This window comes from Mesorhizobium sp. M0904 (assembly GCF_040319475.1).
Classification (GTDB): Bacteria; Pseudomonadota; Alphaproteobacteria; order Rhizobiales; family Rhizobiaceae; genus Mesorhizobium.
In genome coordinates, this window is sequence record NZ_JAMYOC010000022.1 from 21,009 (window position 1) to 46,267 (window position 25,259).

Annotated in this window: 29 protein-coding genes; 13 read left to right on the plus strand and 16 right to left on the minus strand. The window is 63.0% G+C overall.

From position 1 onward, the window contains the following. Window positions 1-76 precede the first annotated feature (76 nt). Complete coding sequence (locus tag NKH80_RS22245) at window positions 77-286, minus strand: tautomerase family protein (protein ID WP_352491643.1); 210 nt, start codon at window positions 284-286, stop codon at window positions 77-79. A 32-nt stretch (window positions 287-318) separates the two neighbouring features. Then, the gene (locus NKH80_RS22250) at window positions 319-1,236 is read right to left on the minus strand and encodes an SMP-30/gluconolactonase/LRE family protein (protein WP_352470820.1); all 918 of its coding nucleotides are present in this window, start codon (window positions 1,234-1,236) and stop codon (window positions 319-321) included. 264 nt (window positions 1,237-1,500) lie between these two features. Here NKH80_RS22250 and NKH80_RS22255 point away from each other — a divergent pair, with 264 nt between their 5' ends. Continuing rightward, window positions 1,501-1,668, plus strand: coding sequence for a hypothetical protein (locus tag NKH80_RS22255; RefSeq protein WP_023721879.1), 168 nt, complete (start codon window positions 1,501-1,503; stop codon window positions 1,666-1,668). A gap of 16 nt (window positions 1,669-1,684) precedes the next feature. Here the strand turns inward: NKH80_RS22255 and NKH80_RS22260 are convergent, their stop codons facing one another. The 6 genes from NKH80_RS22260 to ccmA all read right to left on the minus strand — a co-directional run bounded on the left by NKH80_RS22260 (window position 1,685) and on the right by ccmA (window position 5,265). Continuing rightward, window positions 1,685-2,728, minus strand: a complete 1,044-nt coding sequence (locus NKH80_RS22260) for a DUF2332 domain-containing protein (protein WP_352993515.1) — start codon at window positions 2,726-2,728, stop codon at window positions 1,685-1,687. Between the two features lie 15 nt (window positions 2,729-2,743). Then, complete coding sequence (locus tag NKH80_RS22265) at window positions 2,744-3,319, minus strand: DsbE family thiol:disulfide interchange protein (RefSeq protein WP_352491647.1); 576 nt, start codon at window positions 3,317-3,319, stop codon at window positions 2,744-2,746. Continuing rightward, window positions 3,316-3,483, minus strand: coding sequence for a heme exporter protein CcmD (gene ccmD, locus NKH80_RS22270; protein WP_352456348.1), 168 nt, complete (start codon window positions 3,481-3,483; stop codon window positions 3,316-3,318). Before ccmD ends, NKH80_RS22265 begins: the two co-directional genes overlap by 4 nt. Window positions 3,484-3,585: 102 nt before the next feature. Next, window positions 3,586-3,963: an Imm50 family immunity protein gene (locus NKH80_RS22275; protein WP_352470823.1), complete on the minus strand. Its 378-nt coding sequence runs from the start codon at window positions 3,961-3,963 to the stop codon at window positions 3,586-3,588. Next, on the minus strand, window positions 3,963-4,628 hold the full coding sequence (ccmB, locus tag NKH80_RS22280) for a heme exporter protein CcmB (protein WP_352993517.1): 666 nt from the start codon (window positions 4,626-4,628) through the stop codon (window positions 3,963-3,965). Before ccmB ends, NKH80_RS22275 begins: the two co-directional genes overlap by 1 nt. 37 nt (window positions 4,629-4,665) lie before the next feature. Then, complete coding sequence (ccmA, locus tag NKH80_RS22285; protein WP_352491649.1) at window positions 4,666-5,265, minus strand: heme ABC exporter ATP-binding protein CcmA; 600 nt, start codon at window positions 5,263-5,265, stop codon at window positions 4,666-4,668. Window positions 5,266-5,547: 282 nt separating this feature from the next. On the opposite strand from ccmA, the gene acnA reads away from it, so the two are divergent. Further along, window positions 5,548-8,238, plus strand: coding sequence for an aconitate hydratase AcnA (gene acnA, locus NKH80_RS22290; protein WP_352993519.1), 2,691 nt, complete (start codon window positions 5,548-5,550; stop codon window positions 8,236-8,238). Window positions 8,239-8,299: 61 nt separating this feature from the next. On the opposite strand, the gene NKH80_RS22295 is transcribed toward acnA, so the two are convergent. Further along, a complete protein-coding gene (locus NKH80_RS22295; protein WP_352993521.1) occupies window positions 8,300-8,980 on the minus strand; it encodes a ceramidase domain-containing protein in 681 nt (226 codons plus the stop codon). Between the two features lie 175 nt (window positions 8,981-9,155). Here NKH80_RS22295 and NKH80_RS22300 point away from each other — a divergent pair, with 175 nt between their 5' ends. After that, entirely contained in the window at window positions 9,156-9,905 is a 750-nt protein-coding gene (locus tag NKH80_RS22300; RefSeq protein ID WP_352470828.1) for a DUF1223 domain-containing protein, read from the plus strand. A gap of 481 nt (window positions 9,906-10,386) precedes the next feature. After that, window positions 10,387-10,773, plus strand: a complete 387-nt coding sequence (locus NKH80_RS22305; protein WP_031212724.1) for a DUF2794 domain-containing protein — start codon at window positions 10,387-10,389, stop codon at window positions 10,771-10,773. 4 nt (window positions 10,774-10,777) lie between these two features. On the opposite strand, the gene NKH80_RS22310 is transcribed toward NKH80_RS22305, so the two are convergent. From NKH80_RS22310 to NKH80_RS22325, 4 genes are all read right to left on the minus strand, one after another. Next, a complete protein-coding gene (locus NKH80_RS22310) occupies window positions 10,778-11,353 on the minus strand; it encodes a GNAT family N-acetyltransferase (protein ID WP_352993524.1) in 576 nt (191 codons plus the stop codon). 110 nt (window positions 11,354-11,463) lie between these two features. Further along, window positions 11,464-12,243: a Bax inhibitor-1/YccA family protein gene (locus NKH80_RS22315; protein WP_254817871.1), complete on the minus strand. Its 780-nt coding sequence runs from the start codon at window positions 12,241-12,243 to the stop codon at window positions 11,464-11,466. Between the two features lie 219 nt (window positions 12,244-12,462). After that, a complete protein-coding gene (locus NKH80_RS22320; RefSeq protein WP_352993526.1) occupies window positions 12,463-15,012 on the minus strand; it encodes an ABC transporter permease in 2,550 nt (849 codons plus the stop codon). Continuing rightward, window positions 15,012-15,722, minus strand: coding sequence for an ABC transporter ATP-binding protein (locus NKH80_RS22325; RefSeq protein ID WP_352823221.1), 711 nt, complete (start codon window positions 15,720-15,722; stop codon window positions 15,012-15,014). Before NKH80_RS22325 ends, NKH80_RS22320 begins: the two co-directional genes overlap by 1 nt. A 107-nt stretch (window positions 15,723-15,829) precedes the next feature. Between NKH80_RS22325 and NKH80_RS22330 the strand changes: the two genes are divergently transcribed. From NKH80_RS22330 to NKH80_RS22345, 4 genes are all read left to right on the plus strand, one after another. Next, a complete protein-coding gene (locus NKH80_RS22330; RefSeq protein WP_254817874.1) occupies window positions 15,830-16,474 on the plus strand; it encodes an arylesterase in 645 nt (214 codons plus the stop codon). Between the two features lie 137 nt (window positions 16,475-16,611). Then, window positions 16,612-17,208, plus strand: a complete 597-nt coding sequence (thpR, locus tag NKH80_RS22335; RefSeq protein WP_352738358.1) for an RNA 2',3'-cyclic phosphodiesterase — start codon at window positions 16,612-16,614, stop codon at window positions 17,206-17,208. A 6-nt stretch (window positions 17,209-17,214) separates the two neighbouring features. Next, window positions 17,215-17,511, plus strand: a complete 297-nt coding sequence (locus NKH80_RS22340) for a 4a-hydroxytetrahydrobiopterin dehydratase (protein WP_254817876.1) — start codon at window positions 17,215-17,217, stop codon at window positions 17,509-17,511. A gap of 92 nt (window positions 17,512-17,603) precedes the next feature. Continuing rightward, window positions 17,604-17,966, plus strand: coding sequence for a YkvA family protein (locus NKH80_RS22345; RefSeq protein WP_352701228.1), 363 nt, complete (start codon window positions 17,604-17,606; stop codon window positions 17,964-17,966). A gap of 40 nt (window positions 17,967-18,006) precedes the next feature. Here the strand turns inward: NKH80_RS22345 and NKH80_RS22350 are convergent, their stop codons facing one another. Further along, window positions 18,007-18,615: a methyltransferase family protein gene (locus NKH80_RS22350; RefSeq protein ID WP_352738361.1), complete on the minus strand. Its 609-nt coding sequence runs from the start codon at window positions 18,613-18,615 to the stop codon at window positions 18,007-18,009. 361 nt (window positions 18,616-18,976) lie between these two features. On the opposite strand from NKH80_RS22350, the gene NKH80_RS22355 reads away from it, so the two are divergent. The 3 genes from NKH80_RS22355 to NKH80_RS22365 all read left to right on the plus strand — a co-directional run bounded on the left by NKH80_RS22355 (window position 18,977) and on the right by NKH80_RS22365 (window position 21,426). Next, window positions 18,977-19,483 carry an invasion associated locus B family protein gene (locus NKH80_RS22355; RefSeq protein ID WP_023721899.1) on the plus strand — a complete coding sequence of 169 codons (507 nt, stop codon included), beginning with the start codon at window positions 18,977-18,979 and terminating at the stop codon, window positions 19,481-19,483. 261 nt (window positions 19,484-19,744) lie between these two features. Then, window positions 19,745-20,977: a dual-specificity RNA methyltransferase RlmN gene (gene rlmN / locus NKH80_RS22360; protein WP_352738363.1), complete on the plus strand. Its 1,233-nt coding sequence runs from the start codon at window positions 19,745-19,747 to the stop codon at window positions 20,975-20,977. Continuing rightward, the gene (locus NKH80_RS22365) at window positions 20,974-21,426 is read left to right on the plus strand and encodes a hypothetical protein (protein ID WP_352738365.1); all 453 of its coding nucleotides are present in this window, start codon (window positions 20,974-20,976) and stop codon (window positions 21,424-21,426) included. Before rlmN ends, NKH80_RS22365 begins: the two co-directional genes overlap by 4 nt. Window positions 21,427-21,472: 46 nt before the next feature. On the opposite strand, the gene NKH80_RS22370 is transcribed toward NKH80_RS22365, so the two are convergent. Further along, the gene (locus tag NKH80_RS22370) at window positions 21,473-22,114 is read right to left on the minus strand and encodes a LysE family translocator (RefSeq protein WP_254817881.1); all 642 of its coding nucleotides are present in this window, start codon (window positions 22,112-22,114) and stop codon (window positions 21,473-21,475) included. 168 nt (window positions 22,115-22,282) lie between these two features. Here NKH80_RS22370 and NKH80_RS22375 point away from each other — a divergent pair, with 168 nt between their 5' ends. Together NKH80_RS22375 and NKH80_RS22380 are read left to right on the plus strand one after the other, a co-directional pair. Further along, on the plus strand, window positions 22,283-23,506 hold the full coding sequence (locus tag NKH80_RS22375) for an argininosuccinate synthase (protein ID WP_352650240.1): 1,224 nt from the start codon (window positions 22,283-22,285) through the stop codon (window positions 23,504-23,506). A gap of 192 nt (window positions 23,507-23,698) precedes the next feature. Then, window positions 23,699-24,292 carry a hypothetical protein gene (locus NKH80_RS22380; RefSeq protein ID WP_352993529.1) on the plus strand — a complete coding sequence of 198 codons (594 nt, stop codon included), beginning with the start codon at window positions 23,699-23,701 and terminating at the stop codon, window positions 24,290-24,292. A gap of 92 nt (window positions 24,293-24,384) precedes the next feature. Here the strand turns inward: NKH80_RS22380 and NKH80_RS22385 are convergent, their stop codons facing one another. After that, window positions 24,385-25,182, minus strand: a complete 798-nt coding sequence (locus tag NKH80_RS22385; protein ID WP_352802368.1) for a lytic murein transglycosylase — start codon at window positions 25,180-25,182, stop codon at window positions 24,385-24,387. Window positions 25,183-25,259: the final 77 nt, after the last annotated feature.

The following is a 25,259-nucleotide window of genomic DNA, read 5'->3' on the forward strand; positions in this document are numbered from 1 at the left end:
CTCCGCGACGGAGTTTCGCTCCTGCTCCGCCCCCGGGATGACGACGCTAGGAGCTGCGGCCAATCTGTGCCGGGAACTATCCCTTGCTCCTCCGCGTCTCGACGTCGGTCTCGCCGACGAACCAGTCGCGTGCAGCGACCTCCTCGAAAACCACCCAGACATCGTTGTTGGTCAGGCCGGTGACGCCGGTGATGGCCGCTGTCACTTGGGCGGCGATCGCGGCCTTTTTGCCGGCCGGGTCGTCGGCAATCACCTCCTTGACCAGGCGGATATTCACGAATGGCATGGTTCCCTCCCTTGCATATGCTTGGCAGCCGCTCAGTAGGTTTTGGCGCCGTTGACCATGAGCCGGACCATGTAGAGCGATGTGGTGCCGGCGATGTAGAGGCAGTTCAGCTTGTTGCCGCCGAACACGCAATTAGCAACGACTTCCGGTACCTTGACCTTGCCGATCAGCGTCCCGTCTGGATCGTAGCAATGGACCCCGTCGGCGGTGCTGGTCCAGATGCGGCCGTCCGCATCCAGCCTGAAACCGTCGAACAGGCCGGCGGTGCAGTCGGCAAAGACCTTTTCGCCTGAGACCGTCTTGCCGCCCTGGCCGACATTGAACACCCGGATGTGTGCTGGGTTTTGCGCACCATGCGTGCGGCCGGTATCTGCGACATAGAGCTTGCTCTCGTCGAGCGAGAAGGCGAGCCCGTTGGGCCTGACCATGTCGGTGATCACCGCCTCGGTCTCGCCGGTGCCGGGATCGACCCGGTAGACATGGCAGGCGCCGATCTCGCTTTCGGCCTTGTCGCCCTCGTAATCGGTATCGATGCCGTAGCTCGGATCGGTGAACCAGATCGAGCCATCGGACTTGACCACCGCGTCATTGGGCGAGTTCAGCCGCTTGCCGCGCCATTTGTCGGTGATGGTGATGACCGAGCCGTCATGCTCGGTGCGGCTGACGCGGCGGCCGGAATGCTCGCAAGTAACCAGCCGGCCTTGCCGGTCGACGGTGTTGCCGTTGGAATTGCCGGACGGCTGACGGAACACGCTGACGCTGCCGTCGGTCTCGTCGTAACGCAGCATGCGATTGTTCGGGATGTCGGACCAAACCACATAGCGCCCGGCTGCAAACCAGGCCGGTCCTTCCGCCCATCGGCAGCCGGTAAACAGCCTGTCCACCTGTGCATTGCCGTTGAAAAGCCGCGAAAAGCGCGGATCGAGAACTTCGTAGAATTCGCTGGCCATGGTTCCTCCCGGTAGCAGTCGCTTGGCAAGGGCGCGATCAAGCCAGCCTGCGATCGATATGGCAAGATCGATGATGCGTCTGAAGCATTATGGAAGCGAATGCTGGCCCGGACGGCAGGTCACATCCCGTTAACCGGCTATGCGCCCAGCGCAATGGTGCATTGCAACATCTTATTTTTGCAACGCACCATAACTATGTCATGCTCCGTATCGATCAAGGGAGGAACAACTGGCCGCGAAATGCGGCGCAAAAGGAAACTCGCTATGATCATCGACAGCCTCATGAGCCGCGCTCGCGCCAGCATCGCCAAGCGCCGGCATTACAACCGCCTCGTCGCCGAAATCGACAGCTTCAGCAGCCGCGACCTCGCCGACATGCGCGCCGACCGCTCAGAAATGCTCTATCAGGTCCACAAGCAGATCTACGGCTGAGTGAATGGGATCGGGCTTAGCCCACCCATTCGATCCAGCGGCCGTGGTAATCGCAATGGGCCAGGCGGTGCGTCTCGCCGCCCGGCCATAAAGTCAGGCTGAGTACCGCCCAATTGTTTGTGGGATCGCGCGGCTCCATCCTCAGCCTTGCGATAGGCGCAGCGGCCGTGGCCTGTCTGCCCGCCTGCTCCAGGGCGACGATGATCGCATCCTTGGTCGCCCGCGGCAGGTATTGCCACATGATCGAATGATAGAGCACAAAAGCGCCACCCTCCTGCCGCGCGGCCAGCGCCTGCCCGACAAAATCCGCCGCGTCCGCTTTGACAAGTGGCGGTCGAAACTTTTCGGCAAGTGACAGCGCAGCGTCGAGCCGGGCCAGCCGCGTAGCCTGATCGGCCCAGACGTAAGACCGAAGCCGTAACCGTGTGGCTGCGTCGGCGACATCTACCGGCGCGATGTCACAGCCGGCGCGGTGGCGGACGTCGATCGCTCCACCAAGCGGAACAGCGAGTCCGCGCACCTCCGGCGCCAACCGAACGGTGGAGGTCCGGTCGCCCCACTCGGCATCGCCGTAGCGGTAGTGAAAGCTGTCGAACAGGAGATTGAGCCCAGCGCTGGCGCCAATCTCGCACAAGTCCAGCGGCAGGCCGGTTTCCCGCGCGACCGTCAGAAATCCAGGCAGCAGCATCGCCGACCGGGCGATTTCATTGGTCTGCGGCGCACCGGCGAGGCCGGCGACGATCCGCTCGTCGGATCGCGCAATTGCCTCCGGCAGCACCGCCGCGATCTCGGATTCGCTTGTCTGGTTGGGCGGATAGATCAGTGCCAATCGCTCATTGGCACCCGTCAGGACCAACCCATGCAGCGCGCCGCAAAGCCGCAATGCGAGGGCGTCGGCGCGCGCGTCGCCCGGCCAACCGAGCACCGCCTGCCCGGTCCTGGTGTTTGCGTCGAGAACCTTAGCGAGCGCACGGCATAAATTCGCGGTGAAAGGCGAGCCAAGTCCATCGCAGGCTTTCGCCTGTGCCAGAAAATGATCGCGGATGTCTCGTTCGTCCATCGCGTTTCAGGTGTCTCAGCCCGGAGCCGCGAGCGCCTTCTCGATTTCGGGTAACAGCAGCGTCCGCGCCGAGTCCGGCGTCAGCGGCCCGACATGCTTATAGGCGATCTTGCCATCCTTGCCGATGACGAAGGTTTCCGGCACGCCGTAGACACCCCAGTCGATCGCCGTGCGTCCGGCTTGGTCGACGCCGATCGCCTGGAATGGATTGCCGAGATCGCCAAGGAACCGACGGGCGTTTTCCGGCTGGTCCTTGTAGTTCAGCGCCGCCATGACGAAGCGTCTGTCCTGCGACAGCGCCAGCAGCACCGGATGCTCTTCGCGGCACGGCGCGCACCAGGACGCGAAGACGTTGACCAGCGTCACCTTGCCGGCGAACTGTTTTGAATCGAGGCCCGGCAAATTGGTGCCTTCGAGCGCCGGCAGGTTGGTCTGCGGCGCCGGCAGGCCGATCAGCGCTGACGGCACTTCCGACACGTCGCGCCCGGACAAAAGCTGCGCCAGGAACAATCCCGCCAGCCCGAGAAAGACCACCAGCGGCAGCAGCACGATCAGGCGGCGGCGCGCCGGTGTTTGGGTTTCCGTGCTCATGATTTTACTGCCTTATCGGAGCGCCGGCGCACGCCGGATGCCTCCAGCTCGGCAAGCTCTCGCTTGCGGCCGCGCTGGTCGAGCAGAATCCAGCCGATCAGCCCACCCAGCACCACGGCCGTGATCGCATAGGCGGCGGTGACATAAAGGGCGTGAACGCTCATTTTCCCGATCCAAGGCTTCTCACGGCGGAATTCATAGCCTCACCGGCTGTTTGTCGCAATGAACGGGTCTGCGGCAGATTTGCGGTTATCGCAAGCCGAAGGTCACTGCGAACGCAAAACACCTGATATGTTTTTGATACGCATGTATTGGCACGTCAGAGACAGCCTGACAGCCCCTTCGCAGGTAAGCAGGATTCTACCGGCGTCATCCCACATCCTGATTGCACTCCAGCCATGGCTCCGGAACTTGCGAAGGCTAATCGATTCGACCGCGATGAACTCAAGCCCGAAAGACACGGCATTGAACGCCGCCCATTTGGCGGGGGGCCGGTAGGGGAGGACGGTCGAGATGAAGGAAAGGTACATGCTAGGCCCTTCACGATTGATTTCGGCCTTGGTTACCTCGACGGAAGACAGGTCCGGATAGTTGCCGTAGATTGTCTGGAGAAAGATCGGGTTCTCTATGCGCAGCGGCCACATCAATCCGTTCCGTGCCGAAGCGCCAGCGCCGCCGCCACCGGCCCGAGCACGGCAAGGAACAGGGTCAGCGCGGCGAGAATGAGGAAGGGCTGCAGAAAAGGATCGGGGTTCGCCACCGCGCCATAGCTTGCTGATACGCCGAAGATCAGCACGGGAATGGTTAGCGGCAGCACCAGCACCGAGATCAGCAGGCCCCCGCGCGGCAGCGCCACCGCCACCGCGGCACCGGCGGCACCGATGAAGGTGATCGCCGGCGTACCGACCAGAAGCGTCAGCGCCGTCGCACCGATGCCGATGGGCTCCATGTTCATGAACAGGCCGAGCAAGGGAGCGGCGATGACCAGCGGCAGCACGCTTCCCGCCCAATGCGCCAGGCATTTCGTCAGAACGGTCAAGGCCAGCATGTGCCGGTCGTTGCTAAGCACCAGAAGATCGAGCGAGCCGTCCTCGCGGTCGGCCTGGAACAGCCGGTCGAGGCCGAGCAAGCAGGCCAGCAATGCGGCGATCCACAGGATCGCCGGGCCGATGCGGGCCAGCAGCTTCAGCTCGGGACCGACGCCGAAGGGGATGGTCGCGATAACGGCGAGAAAGAAAATCACGCCGGTAAGCGCCCCGCCGCCGGCGCGGATACTCAGGCGGATGTCGCGCAGGAAGAGGGCTAGCATGATGTGAGATGCTTTCGCCCGTGAAGGAATGCCAACATCAGCCGGTCATCCTCAATTCCTTTCCCTCGATCCCCAGCGGCAAATGCGTCGCCGCAACCACGATCCCCCCACTCTCGAGGTGTTTCCCCATCAATTCGCCGAATCTCTCCTCCGAAGCCTTGTCCAGTCCTGCCGTCGGCTCATCGAGCAGCCACAATGGCCGGTGGCTTACCAGCAGTTTTGCAATCGCCGCGCGGCGACGTTGCCCGGTCGAGAGATAGCCGAAAGGCAGATGGCCGATGCCGCCCAGCCCGACGGTTTCCAGCGCCTCTTCAACACCCGCGGAACCGGCGCCCGAAAAATCGCGCCAGAAGCACAGGTTTTCCGTAACGCTCAGCGCCGTCTTCATCGCGTTGAGGTGGCCGAGATAGTGACACGCCGAAGCGGCCGACGGAAAGTCTTCGCCACCACCTTCGAGCCGCACACGGCCTGCCGCCACCGGCAACAGTCCGGCGACGATCCTGAGCAGCGTCGATTTGCCGGCGCCGTTCGGCCCGGTGACGACCAGCGCCTGGCCATCCCCCAGCGCGAATTCGATGCCGGAAAATACCGTCTCGCCGCCGCGTTCGCCGCCCAGATTTTCGGCGATCAGCCGCATCCGTCCCCCTTCGCCGAAAGTTCAGGCGTGGCTTCGGTGCGCCGCACCAAAAATGGCGATTCCGTGTCTAGAACTATTCCAGAAAATTCTCTATATCCGCATCATCCGTGCCAGCGGTCGGCACGGGAACCGAATTTGCGCCGAACCAGCGCGCGTGCCGCCTTGAACGGCCCGGACGCTTGGGAACGGATAGCGGAAATGGCCGTACCCGCACCTTTGCGCGTGATTTGCATGCCCACTGGCGTCCCTTCCCTTCCGGCAACCGACAGTTAGGGATCGCACGTGTCCAAATCACTCGACAGCTTCAATTGCCGCCGCACGCTGACCGCCAGCGGCACCGAGTACGTTTACTATGACCTTGTCGAGGCCGAAAAGAACGGCCTCACCGGTATTGCCCAATTGCCCTATTCGATGAAGGTGCTGCTGGAGAATCTGCTGCGCAACGAGGACGGCCGTTCCGTCACCAAGGAGAGCATCCAGGCGGTCGCCGGCTGGCTGACTGACCGGGGCACCGCCGGCGTCGAGATCGCCTATCGCCCGGCACGCGTGCTGATGCAGGATTTCACCGGCGTTCCAGCCGTGGTCGACCTTGCCGCCATGCGCGACGCCATGGCCTCGCTCGGCGGCGACCCACAAAAGATCAATCCGCTGGTGCCGGTCGATCTGGTCATCGACCATTCGGTCATCGTCGACGAATTCGGCACGCCACTGGCTTTCGCCCGCAATGTCGAGCTTGAATATGAGCGCAACGAGGAACGCTACAAGTTCCTGAAATGGGGCCAGCAGGCGTTCCGCAATTTCCGCGTCGTGCCGCCCGGCACCGGCATCTGCCATCAGGTCAATCTCGAATATCTCGGTCAGGTCGTGTGGACCAACAGCGAAGACGGCGAGACCACCGCCTATCCCGACACCTGCGTCGGCACCGATTCACATACCACGATGATCAACGGCCTCGGCGTTCTCGGCTGGGGCGTCGGCGGCATCGAGGCGGAGGCCGCGATGCTTGGCCAGCCGGTCTCCATGCTGCTGCCTGAAGTCATCGGCTTCCGGCTCACCGGCAGGCTGAGGGAAGGCGTCACCGCCACCGACCTGGTGCTCACCGTCACCCAGATGCTGCGCAAGAAGGGCGTCGTCGGCAAGTTCGTCGAATTCTTCGGGCCGGGCCTGTCCAACATGACGCTGGCCGACCGCGCCACCATCGGCAACATGGCGCCGGAATATGGCGCCACCTGCGGCTTCTTCCCGGTCGACAGCGAAACCATCCGCTATCTGACAATGTCCGGTCGCGACGAAAGCCGCATCGCCCTGGTCGAGGCCTATTCGAAGGCGCAAGGCTTGTGGCGCGATGCCGGCTCGGCCGATCCGGTCTTCACCGACCTGCTGGAGCTCGATCTCGGCAGTGTCGTCCCGTCGATGGCCGGCCCGAAGCGGCCGGAAGGCCGGGTCGCACTTGAAGACATTCCGGCCGGCTTCGCCAAGGCCATGCAGTCCGAATACAGGAAGGCCGCCGAAATCGACAAGCGCTATGCCGTCGAGGGCACGAGCTACGATCTTGGCCATGGCGATGTGGTCATCGCCGCCATCACCTCCTGCACCAACACCTCGAACCCGAGCGTGCTGATCGGCGCCGGGCTGTTGGCGCGCAATGCCAACCGGCTCGGCCTCAAGCAGAAGCCGTGGGTCAAGACCTCATTGGCGCCGGGCAGTCAGGTCGTCGCCGAATATCTCGAGAAATCCGGCCTGCAGAAGGAGCTCGACCAGATCGGCTTCAACCTGGTCGGCTTCGGCTGCACCACCTGCATCGGCAATTCCGGCCCGTTGCCGGCGCCGATCTCCAAGACCATCAACGATAAGGGCCTGATTGCTGCAGCAGTCTTGTCCGGCAACCGCAATTTCGAAGGCCGCGTCTCGCCCGACGTGCAGGCGAACTATCTCGCCTCGCCGCCACTGGTCGTCGCCCACGCGCTGGCCGGGACCGTGACCAAGGATCTGACCACCGAACCGCTCGGCGAGGATCGCAACGGCAATCCGGTCTATCTCAAGGATATCTGGCCGAGTTCGGTCGAGATCCAGGAATTCATCGAGAAGAACGTCACGCGCGAATTGTTCGCCCGCAAATATGCCGACGTCTTCAAGGGCGACGAGTACTGGCAGAACGTCAAGGCGCCGGAAGGCCAGACCTATGCCTGGGACGACAATTCCACCTATGTGCAAAACCCGCCCTATTTCGCCGGCATGACGTCGGGCTTCGGCAAGATCGGCGATATCAAGGGCGCGCGCGTGCTCGGTCTGTTCGGCGACAAGATCACCACCGACCACATTTCGCCGGCCGGTTCGATCAAGGCGGCCTCGCCGGCCGGCAAGTACCTCACCGACCACGGCGTCGGCGTCGCCGATTTCAACCAGTACGGCACGCGCCGCGGCAATCATGAGGTAATGATGCGCGGCACCTTCGCCAACATCCGCATCCGCAACCACATGCTGGGCGAGAACGGCCGCGAGGGCGGCTACACCATCCATTACCCGTCGAAAGAAGAGGAATCGATCTACGACGCCGCCATGCGGTACAAGAAGGAAGGCGTGCCGCTGGTCATCTTCGCCGGCGTCGAATATGGCAACGGCTCGTCGCGCGACTGGGCGGCCAAGGGCACCAATTTGCTGGGCGTCCGCGCGGTCATCGCCCAGTCCTTCGAGCGCATCCATCGCTCCAATTTGGTCGGCATGGGTGTGATCCCCTTCGTCTTCGAGGAAGGCACCTCATGGGCCTCGCTCAACCTCAAGGGCGACGAACTGGTTGAGATCGACGGACTGGGCAACATCAAGCCGCGGCAGAAGATGATCGCCAGGATCACCTACGGCGACGGCAGCGTCAAAGAGGTTCCGATCATCTGCCGCATCGATACGCTGGACGAGCTCGACTACTTCAAGAATGGCGGCATCCTGCAATACGTGCTGCGCGATCTGGCCGCTTAAGGGAGTAGGGCAATAAGGGAGTAGGGCAGTAGGGTGAAGCAAGGAGAAGCGACTTATTCCCCTACTGCCCTACTGCCCTACTTCCCGGCTTTCCAAACCGCGCTGTCGCCGCCAGCAGCACGCCGAGCATCAGCCCGTTGAATATGTGCCACAGGAAATGCGTGCCGAGCGGAAAGCCGCCGCAGACCAGCGGATCGATCATCCGGCAGATGACCGACACGACGAAGATCGCCGAGCCCGCCAGATTGTACCAGCCGGCACGGTTACCGCTGGCCGCCACCATGGCGCCGAAGAAGGCGAGCGCCAGGAAGGGCGGCAGATAGCCGGTCGTCCCGTTCGACGCCTGGCGCAGCCAGTCGGGCACGGCAAAGGTCACCAGCCCGGCGACGGCATAGAAGGCGACGAAAATGGCGATCGCCTTGCCCCATTTCATGCCGAGAAAACGCCGCAGGTTGAACAGCGTGTAGGCCAGCGTGAACCCGGCGATCGGCAGCACGTCGGCCCAGACCGTGCCACGGTTGGCAAAGGTGTGGAACAGCGACGAGCCGACGCCGATCGCCACCACCCACCAGGCCAGCACTTCGGCGAAGGTGCCGGTGCCGCGCTTGCGCACCTGCCAGACACCCCATAGCCCGGCGGCAAAAAAAGCCAGATTGCTCAGCGCATTGAGCGGTTCGGCCCAGAATTCCGGCCCCGTCCGCTCGCAATAGAGGTCGACCGGCGCCAGGAGAGATTGCCACATGCTGATTGCCGCCCGAATCGCTTCCATCGTGAAGTGCAAGTCCACCTATTGCGCCCTTGCCAGCGGTTGCAACGGCAAAATTTCACCGCAACGTGACTTCCCGTTGACTGCCGCTTCTGCCACATATTTCGACAACCAGAACAAAGCCGGCGTCACCGGCGGGATCGGAACGGCCATGCCATCTCGAAGACCATTGCGGCTTGCGGCCCTTGCGCTGGCCCTCTCGGCGTTTGCCGGCAGGGCCCTTGCCGAGCCAACCGACAAGCCATTAGGCGTCGTCGAGCTCTTCACCAGCCAGGGATGCAACTCCTGTCCGCCGGCAGATGAATTCTTCGCCGAGCTCGCCGCCAAGGAGGACATCGTCGCGCTCGCCTATCATGTCGATTATTGGGATTACCTCGGCTGGCAGGACACGCTGAGCCGCAAGGAAAATACCGAGCGGCAATACGAGTATATGCGCGCCTTCGGCAGTCGTTCCGTCTACACCCCGCAAGCCGTCATAAACGGCCGCAGCCATGTCAACGGCGCCAGCCGCAAGGAAGTCGACGGCGCGCTGGCCCGCATGGAGAGGGTCGGCGAAGGCATGCGCGTCGGCATCAAGGTCAGCCGGACCAGCGATCGCGTCATGATCGATGCCGGCGACGCTGTGACCGGCCCAACCGACGCGCATGTCGTCATCGTCTATTTCAATCCGCCGCAGACGATAAAGATCGGCAAGGGTGAAAACAGTGGCCGCAGCATGACCTACTGGAACGCCGTCTCCAGCATCCAGACTGCCGGCATGTGGCACGGCAAGGCGCAGCGCTACGAACTGCCGATGAGCGAGATCGCCAAGAAGGGCGGCTGCGCCGTGCTCCTGCAGTCGGTCGGCAAGGACGGCATGCCCGGGCCGATCCTGGGCGCAGCCTTTATCCGCAAGCCTTAGATAGGGCGCCCCCCGTGCTCCCCTTGTTGTGGGAGAAGGGATAACCGCGCTCAAGCCTCCGACGACAGCCTATCTGGATGGATCGCATCGCCACGGCTCCGGCCAATAAAAAACCGGCGTCAGCTTGCTTCTGACGCCGGTCATTTAGGTTTTGGGATCGTCGCACCCGATCTTTCCAAGGAAAAACCGAGGTTGGTTCGATCCGACGCAGACCCGTGGGCGGGGGGCTTGGGGTTTACGAGCCGGTGCCGGACCGAACCGTCTCAGGCAACGCCGGTAAATTCGTCGGACATTGGGGCATGAGCACGGATAAAAAAAGGCAGGATTGTGGCAAAGCATCACCAATTTCAACAGGCGTTTCGCAAACGTGACTGGACGCTGGAGAAACCGCGCGGTGCTGCCGTTGCCCGGCCGGGCCTTGCAATTCGGCAACGAAAGCGCCAACTTTGGTCGGCGTACGATTCATTGCGAGGATCCAGGCATGACTGATCGCAGCAGCGGGACGGAGGATGGGGACGCATCCGCAATATTGATCCCGCTGCATGAGGCAAGACGCGAACGCCTCGACCAGCCGGTGCGGTTCGACCGGCGCGAACTGGACCAGATCCTCAGGCTCTACGGCCGTATGGTTGCCGCCAATGAGTGGCGCGACTATGCCATCGACCATCTCGCCGACCGCGCCGTTTTTTCCGTCTTCCGCCGCACCAGCGAAGTGCCGCTTTTCCAGATCGTCAAGGATCCGAAGCTGGCGCGCCGGCAAGGCGCGTTCGCCGTCATCGCCGCCGGCGGGCGCATCCTCAAGCGCGGCCAGGAACTCGGCCGGGTGCTTGGCGTGTTCGACCGAACACTGAAGCTGGTCGAGGCGTAACCCTTTATTTTTGCAGGCGGAACTTGCGCTCGGGCAGCGATTGCGGATCAGGCGGGATGGACGCCCCGCCGTTGATCGGCAGCTGCATGAAAACCGTGTCCAGCCAGCGTCCGTGCTTATAGCCTGAGCCTTCCAGGCGGCCGGAATGACGAAAGCCGAGCTTCTCGTGCAACCGTACCGAGGCGCTGTCGGACCGGCCGTCGCCGATCACCGCGATGATCTGGCGAAAACCCGCCGCCTTGGCCGCTTCGATCAGCCCTTGCATCAAGAGCAGCCCGACGCCTTGCCCTTTGGCCTCGGGCGCAACATAGACGGAATCCTCGACGACGAAGCGGTACGCTGGGCGCGGCCGGAACGCCCCGGCATAGGCATAGCCGAGCACGGCGCCGGCCTTTTCTGCTTCTGCAACGAGATAGGGAAAGCCGCCCGCCATCAGGTTGTCGAAGCGCGCGCCCATCTCGGTGCGGCTTGGTGGCTCGAGTTCATAGCTCGCCGTGCCATTCGTCACCGCGTCGGCATAGATTTCCGTGATCCGGTCGAGATCGGCCGACGTCGCGGCCCGCAAGGTGATGCTGCTCATAATTTAGGCACGTCGTTCATCTGCCCTATATCACAGCAAAAGCCGGCACAAAAGAAAAGGGCGGCCATTGGGCCGCCCTTTCCAAACTCGCTGGTCCAGGAAAACCGTATTTAGCGACGGTCGCCCATGAACTGCAGCAGAAACATAAACAGGTTGATGAAGTCGAGATAGAGCCTCAATGCGCCCATGATCGCCTTGCGGCCGGCGACATCGGTCTCGTCGCCCTCGAAGTACATCTCCTTGATGTTCTGCGTGTCGTAGGCGGTGAGGCCCGCGAAGATCAGCACGCCGATCGCCGAAACGGCGAAGGAAAGCGCCGACGACTGCAGGAAGATGTTGATTACCATCGCGATGATCAGGCCGACCAGGCCCATGACCAGGAACGACCCGAACGCCGAGAGATCGCGCTTGGTCGTGTAGCCGTAGAGCGACAGCCCGCCAAAGGCGGCGGCGGTGGCGAAGAAGGTCTGCGAGATGCTGGCGGTGGTGTAGACCAGGAAGATCGACGACAGCGACAGGCCGACGAGGCCGGCGTAGACCCAGAATGTCGTCTGCGCGGCCGAAACGCTCATCGACTGGACGCGGAACGACAGGAACATCACCGCTGCCAGCGGGGCGAAGATCACCAGCCATTTCAGCGGCGAGCCGAAGATCGCGTAGCCGAACGAGGTCAGCATCTCGCCGCTTGGCAACGTCGCGACCGCCGAGGCGGGATCGCTGGTAGTGGCCAGCATGATTGTGCCGACCGCGGCAAGGCCGGTGATGAGGAGGCCAAGCCCCATCAGATTGTAGACCTTAATCATGTAGGCCCGCAGGCCCTGGTCGATGGCAGCATCGACGCCGGCGCCGGGCACGGCGCGCGTCTGATAATTGCGAACGGGATCAGCCATGGAAATCCTCATATTGCTTCTGCCCCGTCCGGTGTCAGGTCCTTTTGAACCCAGGCGCCGCTGGCGGGGCTCCAGCATGCCTGCGCCGAAATATGATGGTTCTTGGCGTAAAGGACAAGACCGTAACCAAGCGTAATGCTCCGTGAAGTGCCAGAGATACGGTTTTATTGGCCTTCCCGCCCGGAACATTACCGAGATTTAATCCAAAACGGCTCTGGCTCAAAGATTCCGCAGCACCGGCGCCGCCTTGTGGCCCAGCACCCGCCACGTGCCGGCAAGGCCGATGCCGACCGTGACCACCAGCGAAAAGCCGATGGTCGCCACCGCCACCTCGGGCATGAAGTGCGATGGCAGCGTCATGATGCGCGCGACGACGAACCATGCCGCCACAGCGCCCGCCGCCAGCGCGAAGATCGCGGTAGCAAGGCCGATCAGCATGTATTCCAGCGAAAACGCGGCGATCAGCGTTTTTCTGGTCGCACCCAGGGTCTTCAGCACCACCGCGTCGTGAATGCGAGCCCGGTTGCCGGAGGCGAGCGCCCCGGCCAGCACCAGCACCGAGGCGATCAACGCCACGCCCGCTGCTGCCCTGATTGCTGTGCCGAGCTGCGCCACCAGCCGGTTGATGATTTCGAGCGCGTCCTTGACCCTGACCGTCGTCACCGCGGGAAAGGCACGCGTGACGGCGTTGAGAAGATGCGCATCGTCGGCTGCCGACGCATTCGTCTCGGTCAGCGTCGCCAACCAGCCATGCGGCGCACCGGCGAACGTGTTGGGCGAGAACACCATGACGAAATTGATGCCCATGGTTTCCCATTCGACCTGGCGGAAATTGGAGATCTTGGCCGTGATGTTGCGGCCGAGCACGTTGACGGTGATGGTGTCGCCGAGCTTCAGCCCGATCTCTTTGCCTTCCTCGGCGGAAAACGAGACCAGCGGCTCGCCGGCATAGTTCTCCGGCCACCAGCTGCCCTCGGTCAGCGTCGCATTCTCCGGCAGCTTTGCGTCATAGGTCAGGCCGCGATCGCCGCGCAGTACCCAGGCGCCTTCGGCCGGAACCTTGACCTTGTCGACATCGACGCCGTTGAGCGCCATCACTCGGCCGCGCAGCATCGGCACCTTGATCAGCCTGCCTTGCGGTGCCTCTTTGCCGACCAGCGCGGAGAAGGCATCGACGTCACTGCTCTGGATATCGACGAAGAAGAAGTTCGGTGCCCTTTCCGGCAGGCTGCCCGAGATCTGCCGCCTGAGATTGCCGTCGATCAGCGCCAGCGTCACCAGCAGCGTCAGCCCGAGTCCCAACGACAGCACCACGGACGGCGTCAAGGCGCCAGGCCGATGGATGTTGCCGATGGCGAGCCTGAGCGCGGTCGAGCGCACGCGCGGGCTTTTCTTCGCCGCCCACTGCACCAGCGAGCCGACCACACGCAGCACCAGGAACGAAAAGATCGTGGCGCCAACGAAGATCGAGGCAATACGGCGGTCGCCGGAAAACAGGATCGCCAGTACCGCGAGCAGCAGCGCGATGCCCAATGCCGCGGCGATATAGAGCGGGCGGGGAAAACCGCGGCCCTCGAAACCCATTTCGCGAAACAGGGCCGTTGCCGGCACGTCGCGGGCGCGGCCGAGCGGCAGCAAGGCGAAAGCCAGCGTCACCAGCAGCCCGAACAGCGCTGCCATGCCGAGGGCGCCGAGATAGAACCCACCTTCCGCCGGCACTGGAATGACCGATTGGAGTGCCGCGCTGGCCGCGAACGGCATCAGCGCGCCAAGCACAAGGCCTAGCGTGATGCCGAGGGCGGCGATCATCAGGATCTGCACCAGATAGACGGCAAAGACGAACCCGCCCGAAGCCCCTAGGCTCTTGAAGGTGGCGATGACGCCGCGCTTGCCGTCGAGATAGGCACGCACGGCATTGGCCACGCCGACGCCGCCGACCACCAGCGCCGTCAGCCCAACCAGCGTCAGGAATTGCGAGAACCGCTCGATGTTCGAGGACAACGCCGGCGCCGCGTTGCTGCGCGTGCGGATCGACCAGCCGGCCTGCGGGAACTCTTTTGCCGCCTGCTCCCGGATAGCCTTGATCTGTGTCTCGCCGGTGCCGCCTGGCAGCCGGACCTTATAGGCGTTCTCGACCAGGCTGCCCGGCTGGATCAGGCCGGAAGCGGCAAGCCCGTCGGTCGACACCATCAGCCGCGGCGCAAAGCCGAAGCCATCCGACACCGCATCCGGCTCGTTGACCAGCCTTGCACGCAGCTCGAATGTCGCGCTGCCGAGCTTCAGCCGGTCGCCGATGCCAAGGTTCAGCCGCTCGAACAAGAGGTCCGGCGCGGCGGCGCCGAAGACGCCGGATTCTTCGCCGAACAGATCCTCTCGCGACAGCACCGGCTCAGTCTCAAGCGCGCCATAGAGCGGATAGGCGCCGTCGACCGCCTTGGCCTCGACCAGCGCCTGGTCGGAGCCGTCCTCGAGCCTGGCCATCGAACGCATGTTGGCGCTGTGCGAAACCGTGCCAAGCCGGTCGAGGAAGCTGCGTTCGGCTCTGGTAAGATCGCGCTGGTTGAGCTGGAAGCGAAGATCGCCGCCGAGCAGCGTCTGGCCCTGGTCGGCAACACCGGCGGAAATCGCTTGCGCGACCGAATTGACGCCGCCGATTGCCGCGACGCCGAGCGCGATGCAGGCAAGGAAGATCAGGAAGCCGGACAGCCCGCCACGCATTTCGCGCAGCGAAAACCGAAAGGCGAGCCTCAGTGTTTGCGACAGCGGCATCAGGCGGTCACCTTGCCGGCCCTGGTGGCCGGCTCAGGCGCGTCCTCGATCAGCCCCGACCGCATCGACACCTGGCGCGAGCAGCGCGCCGCGAGTACCGGGTCATGTGTGACCAGCACCAGCGTCATGCCGCGTTCGGCGGCCTTGGCAAACAGCAGGTCGGCGACGTGCCGCCCCGTCGCCTGGTCGAGATTGCCGGTCGGCTCGTCGGCGATCAGGATGCGCGGCGACGGCGCCAGCGCCCGGGCGATCGCCACGCGCTGTTGCTCGCCGCCAGACAACTCGCCGGGGTAATGGGTGACGCGATCGCTGAGGCCGACCGCCGCCAGCTCGCGCGCCGCCACGCCGAACGGATCGGCATGGCCGGCAAGCTCCAGCGGGACGGCAACGTTTTCCAGCGCCGTCATGTTGGGGATGAGATGGAAAGACTGGAATACGATGCCGATGTTTCGCCCCCGAAACGATGCGATCTGGTCTTCGCTTTTGCCGTTGAGCAGCTCGCCGGCAATTCGAACCGTGCCCGAATCGACCCTTTCAAGCCCAGCCAAAACCATCAGCAATGTCGACTTTCCCGAACCTGAGGGTCCAACGATGCCTGTCGCTTCGCCAACCGCCACATCGAGGCTGACGCCCTTCAGCACATGGACCGAGGAGCCACCTTCACCGAGCGTCAGCGATACGTCTTGCAGCGAAATGACGGCTTCTTCCAAAATCAAATCGTCCTATATGGGGGATGAAGGCTGGAGCATCCGATGCTCGACAAAGATGAAAACCTGCCTTCGCCAACAGATGTTCCTGGTCATATGGGGCCTGCCGCATGGCTTTCAAACACACCTTTGCCGCAGCCTTCGCCCTTTTCCTCGCCGTTTGCGGCGCCATTTCGTCGGCGAGCGCCGAACCGTTCACCATTGTCGGTTTGGGCGACAGCTTGATGGCGGGTTATGGCCTCGGGCCAGGTCAGGGCTTCACCGAAAAGCTGCAGGCGGCGCTTCGCGCCAAGGGCTACGATGTCACGGTCGCCAATGCTGGCGTCTCCGGCGATACGACGAGCGGCGGCCTGTCACGGCTCGACTGGTCGGTGCCGGACGGAACGCAACTCGTCATCCTGGAGCTCGGCGCCAACGACATGCTGCGCGGCGTTTCGCCCGCCATAGCGGAAAAAAACCTGGACGCCATGCTGGCAAAACTGAAGCAGCGCAAGATCGCCGTTTTGCTTGCCGGAATGCGCGCGGCGCCCAATCTCGGCGCCGACTACCAGAAGGCGTTCGACGCAATCTTTCCGCGACTGGCTGAAAAATACGGCGTGCCGCTCTATCCTTTCTTTCTCGAGGGCATCGCTGGTCAATCCGTCCTGCAGCTCGAGGACGGCCTTCATCCGAACGCCGGAGGCGTCGACCGCATCGTCGAGGGTATCCTGCCCGGTGTGGAGAAGGCCATTGCAACGGTGCGGGGTAATTCCTGAAGGCGAGGGTTCGCCGCCGCACCACATTCCGTAGGGGAAGATTTTAGGCAGCCCTGCGACCAACAAACCGCTTGCCCCGTTCGAATATCGATGATTCGCTAGGGGCAAGAGTTCGATTCGAGGACAGGAGGCTTCCCATGCCGCGTCTTTTTACCGCCCTCGAAATACCGCGTGATGCCGCTCTTTCGCTGTCCCTGCTCAGGGGCGGCCTGCCCGGAGCCCGCTGGATCGACGTCGAGAACTATCATCTGACGCTGCGCTTCATCGGCGATGTCGAGGGCCATGTCGCCGACGAAATCGCCAACGCGCTCGACCGTGTTCACCGCGCCTCCTTCCCGCTGACGCTGTCCGGCGTCGGCGCCTTCGGCCAGAAGAAGCCGCATGCGGTGTGGGCCGGGGTCGCCGCTTCGCCCGATCTTTCCGCATTGCAGGCCGAGATCGAGCGCATCTGCCAGCGGCTCGGCATCCCGGCCGACCCGCGCAAGTTCATGCCGCATGTGACGCTGGCCCGCCTGCGCAATTCGAGCCCGCTCGATGTCGCCCAGTACCTGTCGGCACGCGGCAATTTTTCGACGCTGCCGTTCCGGGTCGGCCGCTTCGTGCTGATGTCGTCGCGCGATTCGGTCGGCGGCGGGCCTTACGTCGTCGAGGAGGCCTGGCCGCTTTCAGGTGCCGACAACCGCATCGCCAGCCGTTTGGTCGGCGTCGCCGACGCTTCGCGGATCATGCGGTAGGCGGATATGGCCAGGGAGAAACTAGCAAAAGAGGCGATCCGCGCCGAACTTGCCGGCCTCGAAGGCTGGTCGCTGGCCAAGGATGGCGGCTCGATCACCCGCACCTTCACCTTCAAGAATTTCTCCGAAGCCTTTGCCTTCATGACCCGCGTCGCCCTGGCGGCGGAGAAGATGGACCACCATCCCGACTGGTCGAACGTCTACAAGACGGTGAACGTGACCCTCAACACGCACGACGCCGGCGGCCTGACGGCGCTGGATTTCGATCTGGCCAGGAAGATGAACCGCTATTTCGGCGGCTGAGCCTAGCTGCACCTTGCAGCGAGGTTCGGCTTTCACCACATTTTGCCTCGTGGTCATGCGTGAAGTCACGCGACGGCCGCACGGAGAGATTGATGGCGCAAAAATCCGGTTTTGATTTCTTCGGCCTCGGCAGCAAGCCGGGCAACGAGAGTGAGGTGCGCGACAAGTTCTGGCGTACGGCGAAGAAAGCCGCCCGGCATATCCCGTTTATGGAAGAGGTGGTCGCCGCCTATTACTGCGCCATGGACAAGAAGACGCCGCTTCGCGCCAAGGGCACATTGCTGGCTGCGCTCGGCTATTTCGTGCTGCCGACGGACGTCATCCCCGATTTCATCGTTGGGCTTGGCTTCACCGACGACATCGCCGTACTGACCGCCGCGATCACAACCGTCAGCGCCCACATCACGCCCGCGCACCGGCTCGCCGCCAAACAGGCCATCGCCGACAAGAGCTGAGCCGGCACGGCGCAAAAAATCGCGCGAGACTTTCCGGCCATCAAACCCACCGCCGCACCCGCGCCTTGTAGGCGCGATAGGCATCTCCGAACTTGCGCTCGAGATAGCGCTCTTCCGGCGCGATGACGCCGGTATTGATCACCCACAGCAGGGGGATGACGAGCGCGATAGCCCAAAGACTTCCGGCGGCGACGCCGAAGCCCAGATAAATGAGGGTCGCTCCCAGATACAACGGGTTTCTGGTCCGCCGATAGATACCGTCGACGACCAGCGCCGTCGTTGGCAAGGTCGGTGGTATGTTGGTTCCAGCGGCCTGAAAGCGGCCCGCCGCCATAAAGAGGAACACGAAGCCGCACACCGCGAGCACGGCGCCGGCCAGATAGCGGGCGAGCGCCTGCCCGGCCATGACCGGGAGCGGCGCGAGCACCTCGAGCACGGTTGCCGCCGCCAGGAAGCCGAGGAAAATCAAAGGCGGTAGCGCAATGACCCCGGGCACGTCGGACGCGCCCGATCCGCCCGCCGCCTCTCCGCCATCCGACCGGGGCACCGCGCCGCTAGCCGCCGCGCGGACGCCGACACGAATGCCAAACACGATCGCCAGGACGACTGTGCCGCCCGCGAGGATCAGGACTGTCTCGGAAATGGCCATGGCCAAATCTCCCGTAAGCCGCCAAGGAGGGCACCCTGGCCGAGTGCCGTGGCGACGAACGCAGACATGGTACCGCCTGCAGGGAAATTCGTCACGTACCTCAAGAAAAGCGGGAATCGCCCCGAAACCTAGCTGCTTGAAAAGTCAAACTCTTGCCGTTTTCGTGGCCTCCAAGTCGCGGCAGGGACAGTGCGCCAGCCGCTTTTTCGAGCGGCAGTGCGAAGACGGCGGCGGTTTCCTGGCGTGAACATCCTTTTCTTAGGGAAATTCACCGTTTGGTAACCCAGATTAAATCAAAATGAAGCGACGGGCAGGACGCCGAGCCGGCCTGCCGCCGCACCAGTGGAATACGGGAAAAGCGATGCGCGGATTGATTGCTATAGTTTCCAGCCTGGCCCTGGTGGCCCTGACGGCGCCCGCGCTGGCGCAGTCGGCCACCAAGATCGGCCAGCATAATGCCTGGGGCACCTACAGCTATCAGGCGTCGGGCGGCGGCAAGGTCTGCTATGTCCTGACCGTGCCAACCGACAAGCAGCCGCCGACGCTCGATCACGGCGACATGTTCTTCTTCGTCAGCCAGCGGCCGGGGCAGCAAGTGTCCTACGAGCCGCAATTCATTGCCGGCTATACCTTCCAGGAGGGTTCCAAGGCCACCGTCACCATCGACAAGAAGTCTTTCTCGATGTTCACGCGCGGCAAGTCGGCCTGGGTCGAGAACGCCGCCGAGGAGCCGGTGCTGATCGCCGCGATGAAGACCGGCACCGACATGAAGGTGTCGGCCAAGTCCGGCCGCGGCAACACCACCACTTACGTCTTCTCGCTGAAGGGCATCTCGGCGGCGCTGGCCTCGATCGCCAAGTGCAAGTAGGCGGTTAGGCGCGGTCTTCCCTTCCCTCCTTGTGGGAGAAGGTGGATCGGCGCGCAGCGCCGAGACGGAAGAGGGGTGTTGGACGGAACGCGGTCGGCGCCAAGCTGGAACACCCCCGACCGAGCTACGCTCGGGCCACCTTCTCGCAGGGGAGAAGGAAAGACCACCTGCATGACTCCGCCGCTAACCTGTGCTATGCGCCGCGCTTCATTTCGGGCCCGATGCTGTATTCGGCCGCAAATCGCTTATATTGGCGCAACAATGACCCTTTCATTCGATCTTACCACTGAGGGCGCGCGTGACGCGTTGCGTACCCGCACGACGCCTGAAAAGCCGTCGCTGATCGGCCTGACGCGCGCCGAACTCGGGGCCGCCCTCGTCGCCGCCGGCATCGTGCCGGAGCGCCAGGCGAAAATGCGCGCCCAACAGCTCTGGCATTGGATCTATGTGCGCGGCGTTTCCGACTTTGCCGGCATGTTCAACATCTCCAAGGATCTGCGCGCCGCGCTCGACAGGCATTTCACCGTTGCCAGGCCCGAGATCGTCGAGGAGCAGATTTCCTCCGACGGCACGCGCAAATGGCTGTTCCGCTTTCCGCCGCGCGGCGCCGGCCGGCCGGTCGAGATCGAGACCGTCTACATTCCCGAAGAAGGCCGCGGCACGCTCTGCATCTCTTCGCAGGTCGGCTGCACCCTGACCTGCTCCTTCTGCCACACCGGCACGCAGAAGCTGGTGCGCAACCTGACCGCCGAGGAAATCCTCGCCCAGCTTTTGACCGCCCGCGACCGGCTCGGCGATTTCCCCGACCGCGACACACCCGACGGCGCCATCGTGCCGGCCGAGGGCCGGAAAGTGTCCAACGTCGTCATGATGGGCATGGGCGAGCCGCTCTATAATTTCGAGGCGGTGAAGAAGGCGCTGCTGATCGCATCCGACGGCGACGGGCTTTCCCTCTCGAAGAGGCGCATCACGCTCTCGACATCGGGCGTCGTGCCCGAGATCTTCCGCACCGGCGAGGAGATCGGTGTGATGCTGGCGATCTCGCTGCACGCCACCAATGACGATCTGCGCGACCTTTTGGTGCCGATCAACAAGAAGTATCCGCTGAACGAGCTGATCGCTGCCTGCCGGGCCTATCCCGGTCTGTCCAACGCCAAGCGGATCACCTTCGAATATGTGATGCTGAAGGACGTCAACGATTCGATCGAGGACGCCAAGGCGCTGGTCAAGTTGCTCAAGGGCATCCCCGCCAAGATCAATCTGATTCCGTTCAATCCGTGGCCGGGCACCAACTATCAGTGCTCGGACTGGGAAACGATCGAGAAGTTCGCCGACTACATCAACAATGCCGGCTATGCTTCGCCGATCCGCACGCCGCGCGGCCGCGACATCCTCGCCGCCTGCGGCCAGCTCAAGTCGGACTCCGAGCGTATGCGCAAGGTCGACCGGCTGGCGCTGGAAGCGATGATGATCGCGGGGCATGGCGAGGTGTGAATCGCGTCGTCGCCTATCTGATCCGCTTCGCCGTCATCCTGGTCGGCTATGGCGTTGCTTCGCTGGCGGCAAGCGCCTTCCTTAACATCATGGTCCTGGCGTCTCTTGGGCTGATGACGGACGAGACGCAACCGGCGGCGCAGGCTTCGCTGTGGTTTTCAATCCCCTTCGTCGGGCTGTTCGTCGCTTATTTCGCTTTCATGCCGGCGGCGATCGCCATCCTGGTTTCCGAGATCCTTGGCCGGCGGGACTGGCTGTTCTATGCACTGGCGGGCGCGGCGGTAGCGGCGGTCTTCCTCGGCTTCGTCCACCAGACGGCCGATGCCAATTTCGAGGTTACCAACACAAGCGTCATGCTGGCGGTGATCGGCTGCGGTATGGTCGGCGGTATTTTCTACTGGCTGAGCGCCGGGCGCTCGGCCGGAAGCTGGCGCCAGATCAGCGCATGACCCCGAACCAAAGGTTCGGAAAGGATCATGCGCAAAATGAAAGTACCTATTTCGCCTGGGCCGTCAGGATCTTGAGCGCGAAGGCCGAAAAAACTCCGGCAAACAGATAGTCGACGACGCGGGTCACACGCGGGCTGGATTTCATCGCGGCCGAGAATTTTTCCGCCGCCAGCACCATCGGCGCCGTCACCGGGATCGCCAGCACGACGAACATCACGCCGAGGAAGAACAGCTTTCCCGGCGCGTTGGGATCATGCGCGGAGACGAATTGCGGCAGGAAGGTCATGAAGAACAGGATGATCTTCGGGTTGAGCAGATTGACCCCGAGCCCCGCGGCCCAGCTGCGGAACAGCGAGATCTGCGGCCCGCTCTTCTTCTCCGGTGAAAACGCCGACCCTTTTGTGATCGCCTGCCATGCCAGGAAGACCAGATAGCCGGCGCCGAAAATCTTCAGCACGAAGAACGCCATCGGCGAGGCGACGATCAGCGCCGAGACGCCGACCACCACCAGCGTGGTGTGAATCAGTGTGCCGCACAAGGCGCCGGCCATCGAGGCAAAGCCGGTGGCACGGCCCTGGCTCAGCGTGCGCGAGACGAACAGCGTCATGTCAGGCCCGGGCGTGATCGCCAGGATGAAGGTGGCGATGGCGAACTGGATAAGCGTCGTACTGTCGGGGATGAAGGACATGGCTCGTCTCGTAGCGGCAAAAGACGGCGCAGCCATAGCGCAGGACCCGTGTGCTCGCCAGCCTCTGAGCGATACAGCATCTGGTCCAAGCATCGTTCGTCCCTTGCGCTGGCCTAAAACGCCGTGATACCTCGCCCGCGAAGAACCCCTGTCGCGGAACTGCCCACCATGTCGAAAGCAAAAGCCGTCAAGAAAGTCGTGCTCGCCTATTCCGGCGGCCTCGATACCTCGATCATCCTGAAATGGCTGCAGACCGAGCTCGGCGCCGAGGTCGTCACCTTCACCGCCGATCTCGGCCAGGGTGGCGAACTGGAGCCGGCTAGGCGCAAGGCCGAGATGATGGGCATCAAGGACATCCGCATCGTAGATGTCCGCGAGGAGTTCGTATCCGATTTCGTCTTCCCGATGTTCCGCGCCAACGCCGTCTATGAAGGCAGCTATCTGCTCGGCACCTCGATCGCCCGGCCGCTGATCTCGAAACATCTTGTCGAGATCGCCAGGGAGACCGGCGCCGACGCGATCGCGCATGGGGCCACCGGCAAGGGTAACGATCAGGTGCGTTTCGAGCTTTCCGCCTATGCGCTGAACCCCGACATCAAGGTCATCGCACCCTGGCGCGACTGGTCGTTCAAGTCGCGCACCGACCTGATCAACTTCGCTGAGCAGCACCAGATCCCGGTGCCGAAGGACAAGAAGGGCGATGCGCCGTTCTCGGTCGACGCCAACCTTCTGCACTCCTCCTCCGAGGGCAAGGTGCTGGAGGACCCGTGGAGCGAGCCGCCGGAATTCGTCCACCAGCGCACCATCTCGCCGATGGATGCGCCGGATGAGGTCACCGAGATCGAGATCGAATTCCTCAAGGGCGACCCGGTTGCGCTCGACGGCAAGAAACTGTCGCCGGCGACGATGCTGGCGGCGCTCAATGATCTCGGCCGCGACAACGGCATTGGCCGGCTAGATCTGGTCGAGAACCGTTTCGTCGGCATGAAATCGCGCGGTGTATACGAGACCCCCGGCGGCACCATCCTGATATCGGCCCACCGGGCGATCGAATCGATCACGCTCGACCGAGGTGCGGCCCACCTCAAGGACGAGTTCATGCCGCGCTATGCCGAGCTGATCTATAACGGCTTCTGGTTCGCGCCCGAGCGCCTGATGCTGCAGGCGATGATCGACAAGAGCCAGGAAGATGTCGAAGGCACGGTGCGGCTGAAGCTCTACAAGGGCAACGTCATCGTCACCGGCCGCAAGTCGAAGAAGACGCTCTATTCCGATGCGCTGGTCACCTTCGAGGACGATCGCGGCGCCTACGACCAGAAGGACGCCGAAGGATTCATCCGCCTTAATGCGCTGAGGCTGCGGACACTGGCGGCGCGTAGTCGAAAAAGCTGACATCTGAACAGCACCCTGGGGCCGCTCTACCGATCCCGTGAAAGCTGAAACGGTTCGAGAAACCCGGCGGAGACGCCGGGTTTTATTTGTTACTTCTAATATAGCAGAAAATTAAGCCACCTCAAAAGAGTTCTGTTTGACCTTTTGGCGACTTCATCTAAGTTCTCGCTTGCTGTATGGGGGCTTTTGACAATGAAAAATGGTGTTTTTATTCTGCTTGCAACGGTCACCGCCTTGACGGTGTGCCAGTTGTCAGAGGCAAGCGCGAAACGCAACCCGGGCGCGAACTTGGGCGGATGTGTCACCGCTGTCCACGCATGGGGCATCACGCTCAAGCACGATATCGCCTCTTTCATGGGCGTCTCGCAGGAGCGCATGCCGGCCCTGTTCTGCCAGCGCCTTGCCGAAGGGGTGCGCACCGGACGCATCAGCTACTCCGACATAAACAACCTGCAGCTAGATCAACCGACCGAAATCTGGATGGTCATCAAGGGCAAGTCAAAGGCGGCTGCTAGGGCCACCCCGGCGCCGCGGAACCCCAAATTCCGTACCTGCTCAAATGTTATCACCGGCTCCTTCGAGATTGCCGCTTCCGAGAAATGCCCCTTGGGCGGCAGCTACTCGCAAGCTGCCGGAGTCCCGACGGTGATCGAGGGCAGGCCAAAGGCGGCTCCTTCAACGCCACGGAACTCCAAGTTCCGTACCTGCTCAAATGTTTACGCAGGCTCCTTCGAGGTTCCCGCTTCCAAGAAATGCCCATTGGGCGGCGGTTACGTGAACAATTGAGAGCCCAGGCGCTCGCCGCTCTTGGCATGCCACACGCACCGACAAAAAAGCCCGGCACACGGCCGGGCTTTTTGTCGAACGGACATTTCTAGTCAGCCGCCGTCGATCGCGTCGGCGATCTGGGCGATGGCCTGTTGGTAGACGCTCGCCGAATTCCAGCCGGCAATTGCACCGATATTCGCCTGCGCGCTGGCGCCCGGTCGCCAACCATGACTCTTGAGGAAGTTGGCGGTAGAAGCCAACGCAGTGGCCTTGTCGCGCAGGTTTTTGTTGCCTACGCCATATGTCAAAACATTTCCGGGCAGGAACTGCGTGTGACCAATCTCGCCATGCGCGGCACCGACCGACGAGGCGCTCAACGCTCCGCGATCAACCAGCTTCAGGGCCGCAATGGCATGCGGGTAGAAGAACTCCGGACGGCGGCAGTCATACGCGAGCGTTAAAATGGCGGAGACCGTATTCTGGTTGCCCATGGCGGAACCGAAGCCGGTCTCCATGCCCCAGATGGCGAGCAACACGCCCGGCGACACGCCGTAATTCTGTTCGATCTTGTCGAACAGCGCAGCATTGGCCTTCTTCAGTGCACGGCCCCTGGCAATGATCGCGGACGCGCCACGGCGCTTCATGAAAGCTTCCACCGAGCCGCTGAAAGCCTTATGGATGGCGCGGTCGACGGAGATCGTCTTTGTCGCGTAGGTTGCGCGAGCCAGAGCGGCCAGACCCTTCGAGCCGACGCCGTCGGCCTTAGCCTCCGCGGCGAACTCCGGTTTCCACGCCTCGAAGCCGGCGCCGCTCTTGCCACAGCTGGCCGCCTGCGCGCCCGTCGCCAGCGCAAGCACCGCCACCACCGTGGCCACTACAAACATCTTCCCCTTGGCAAGAAATGCCATGCTGCTCTCCTGGTTGCCTGAATCACGTTCCCAATTGCGAACTTGCCTGCGAAACACCTGCTTGTCACTGCCCCGGC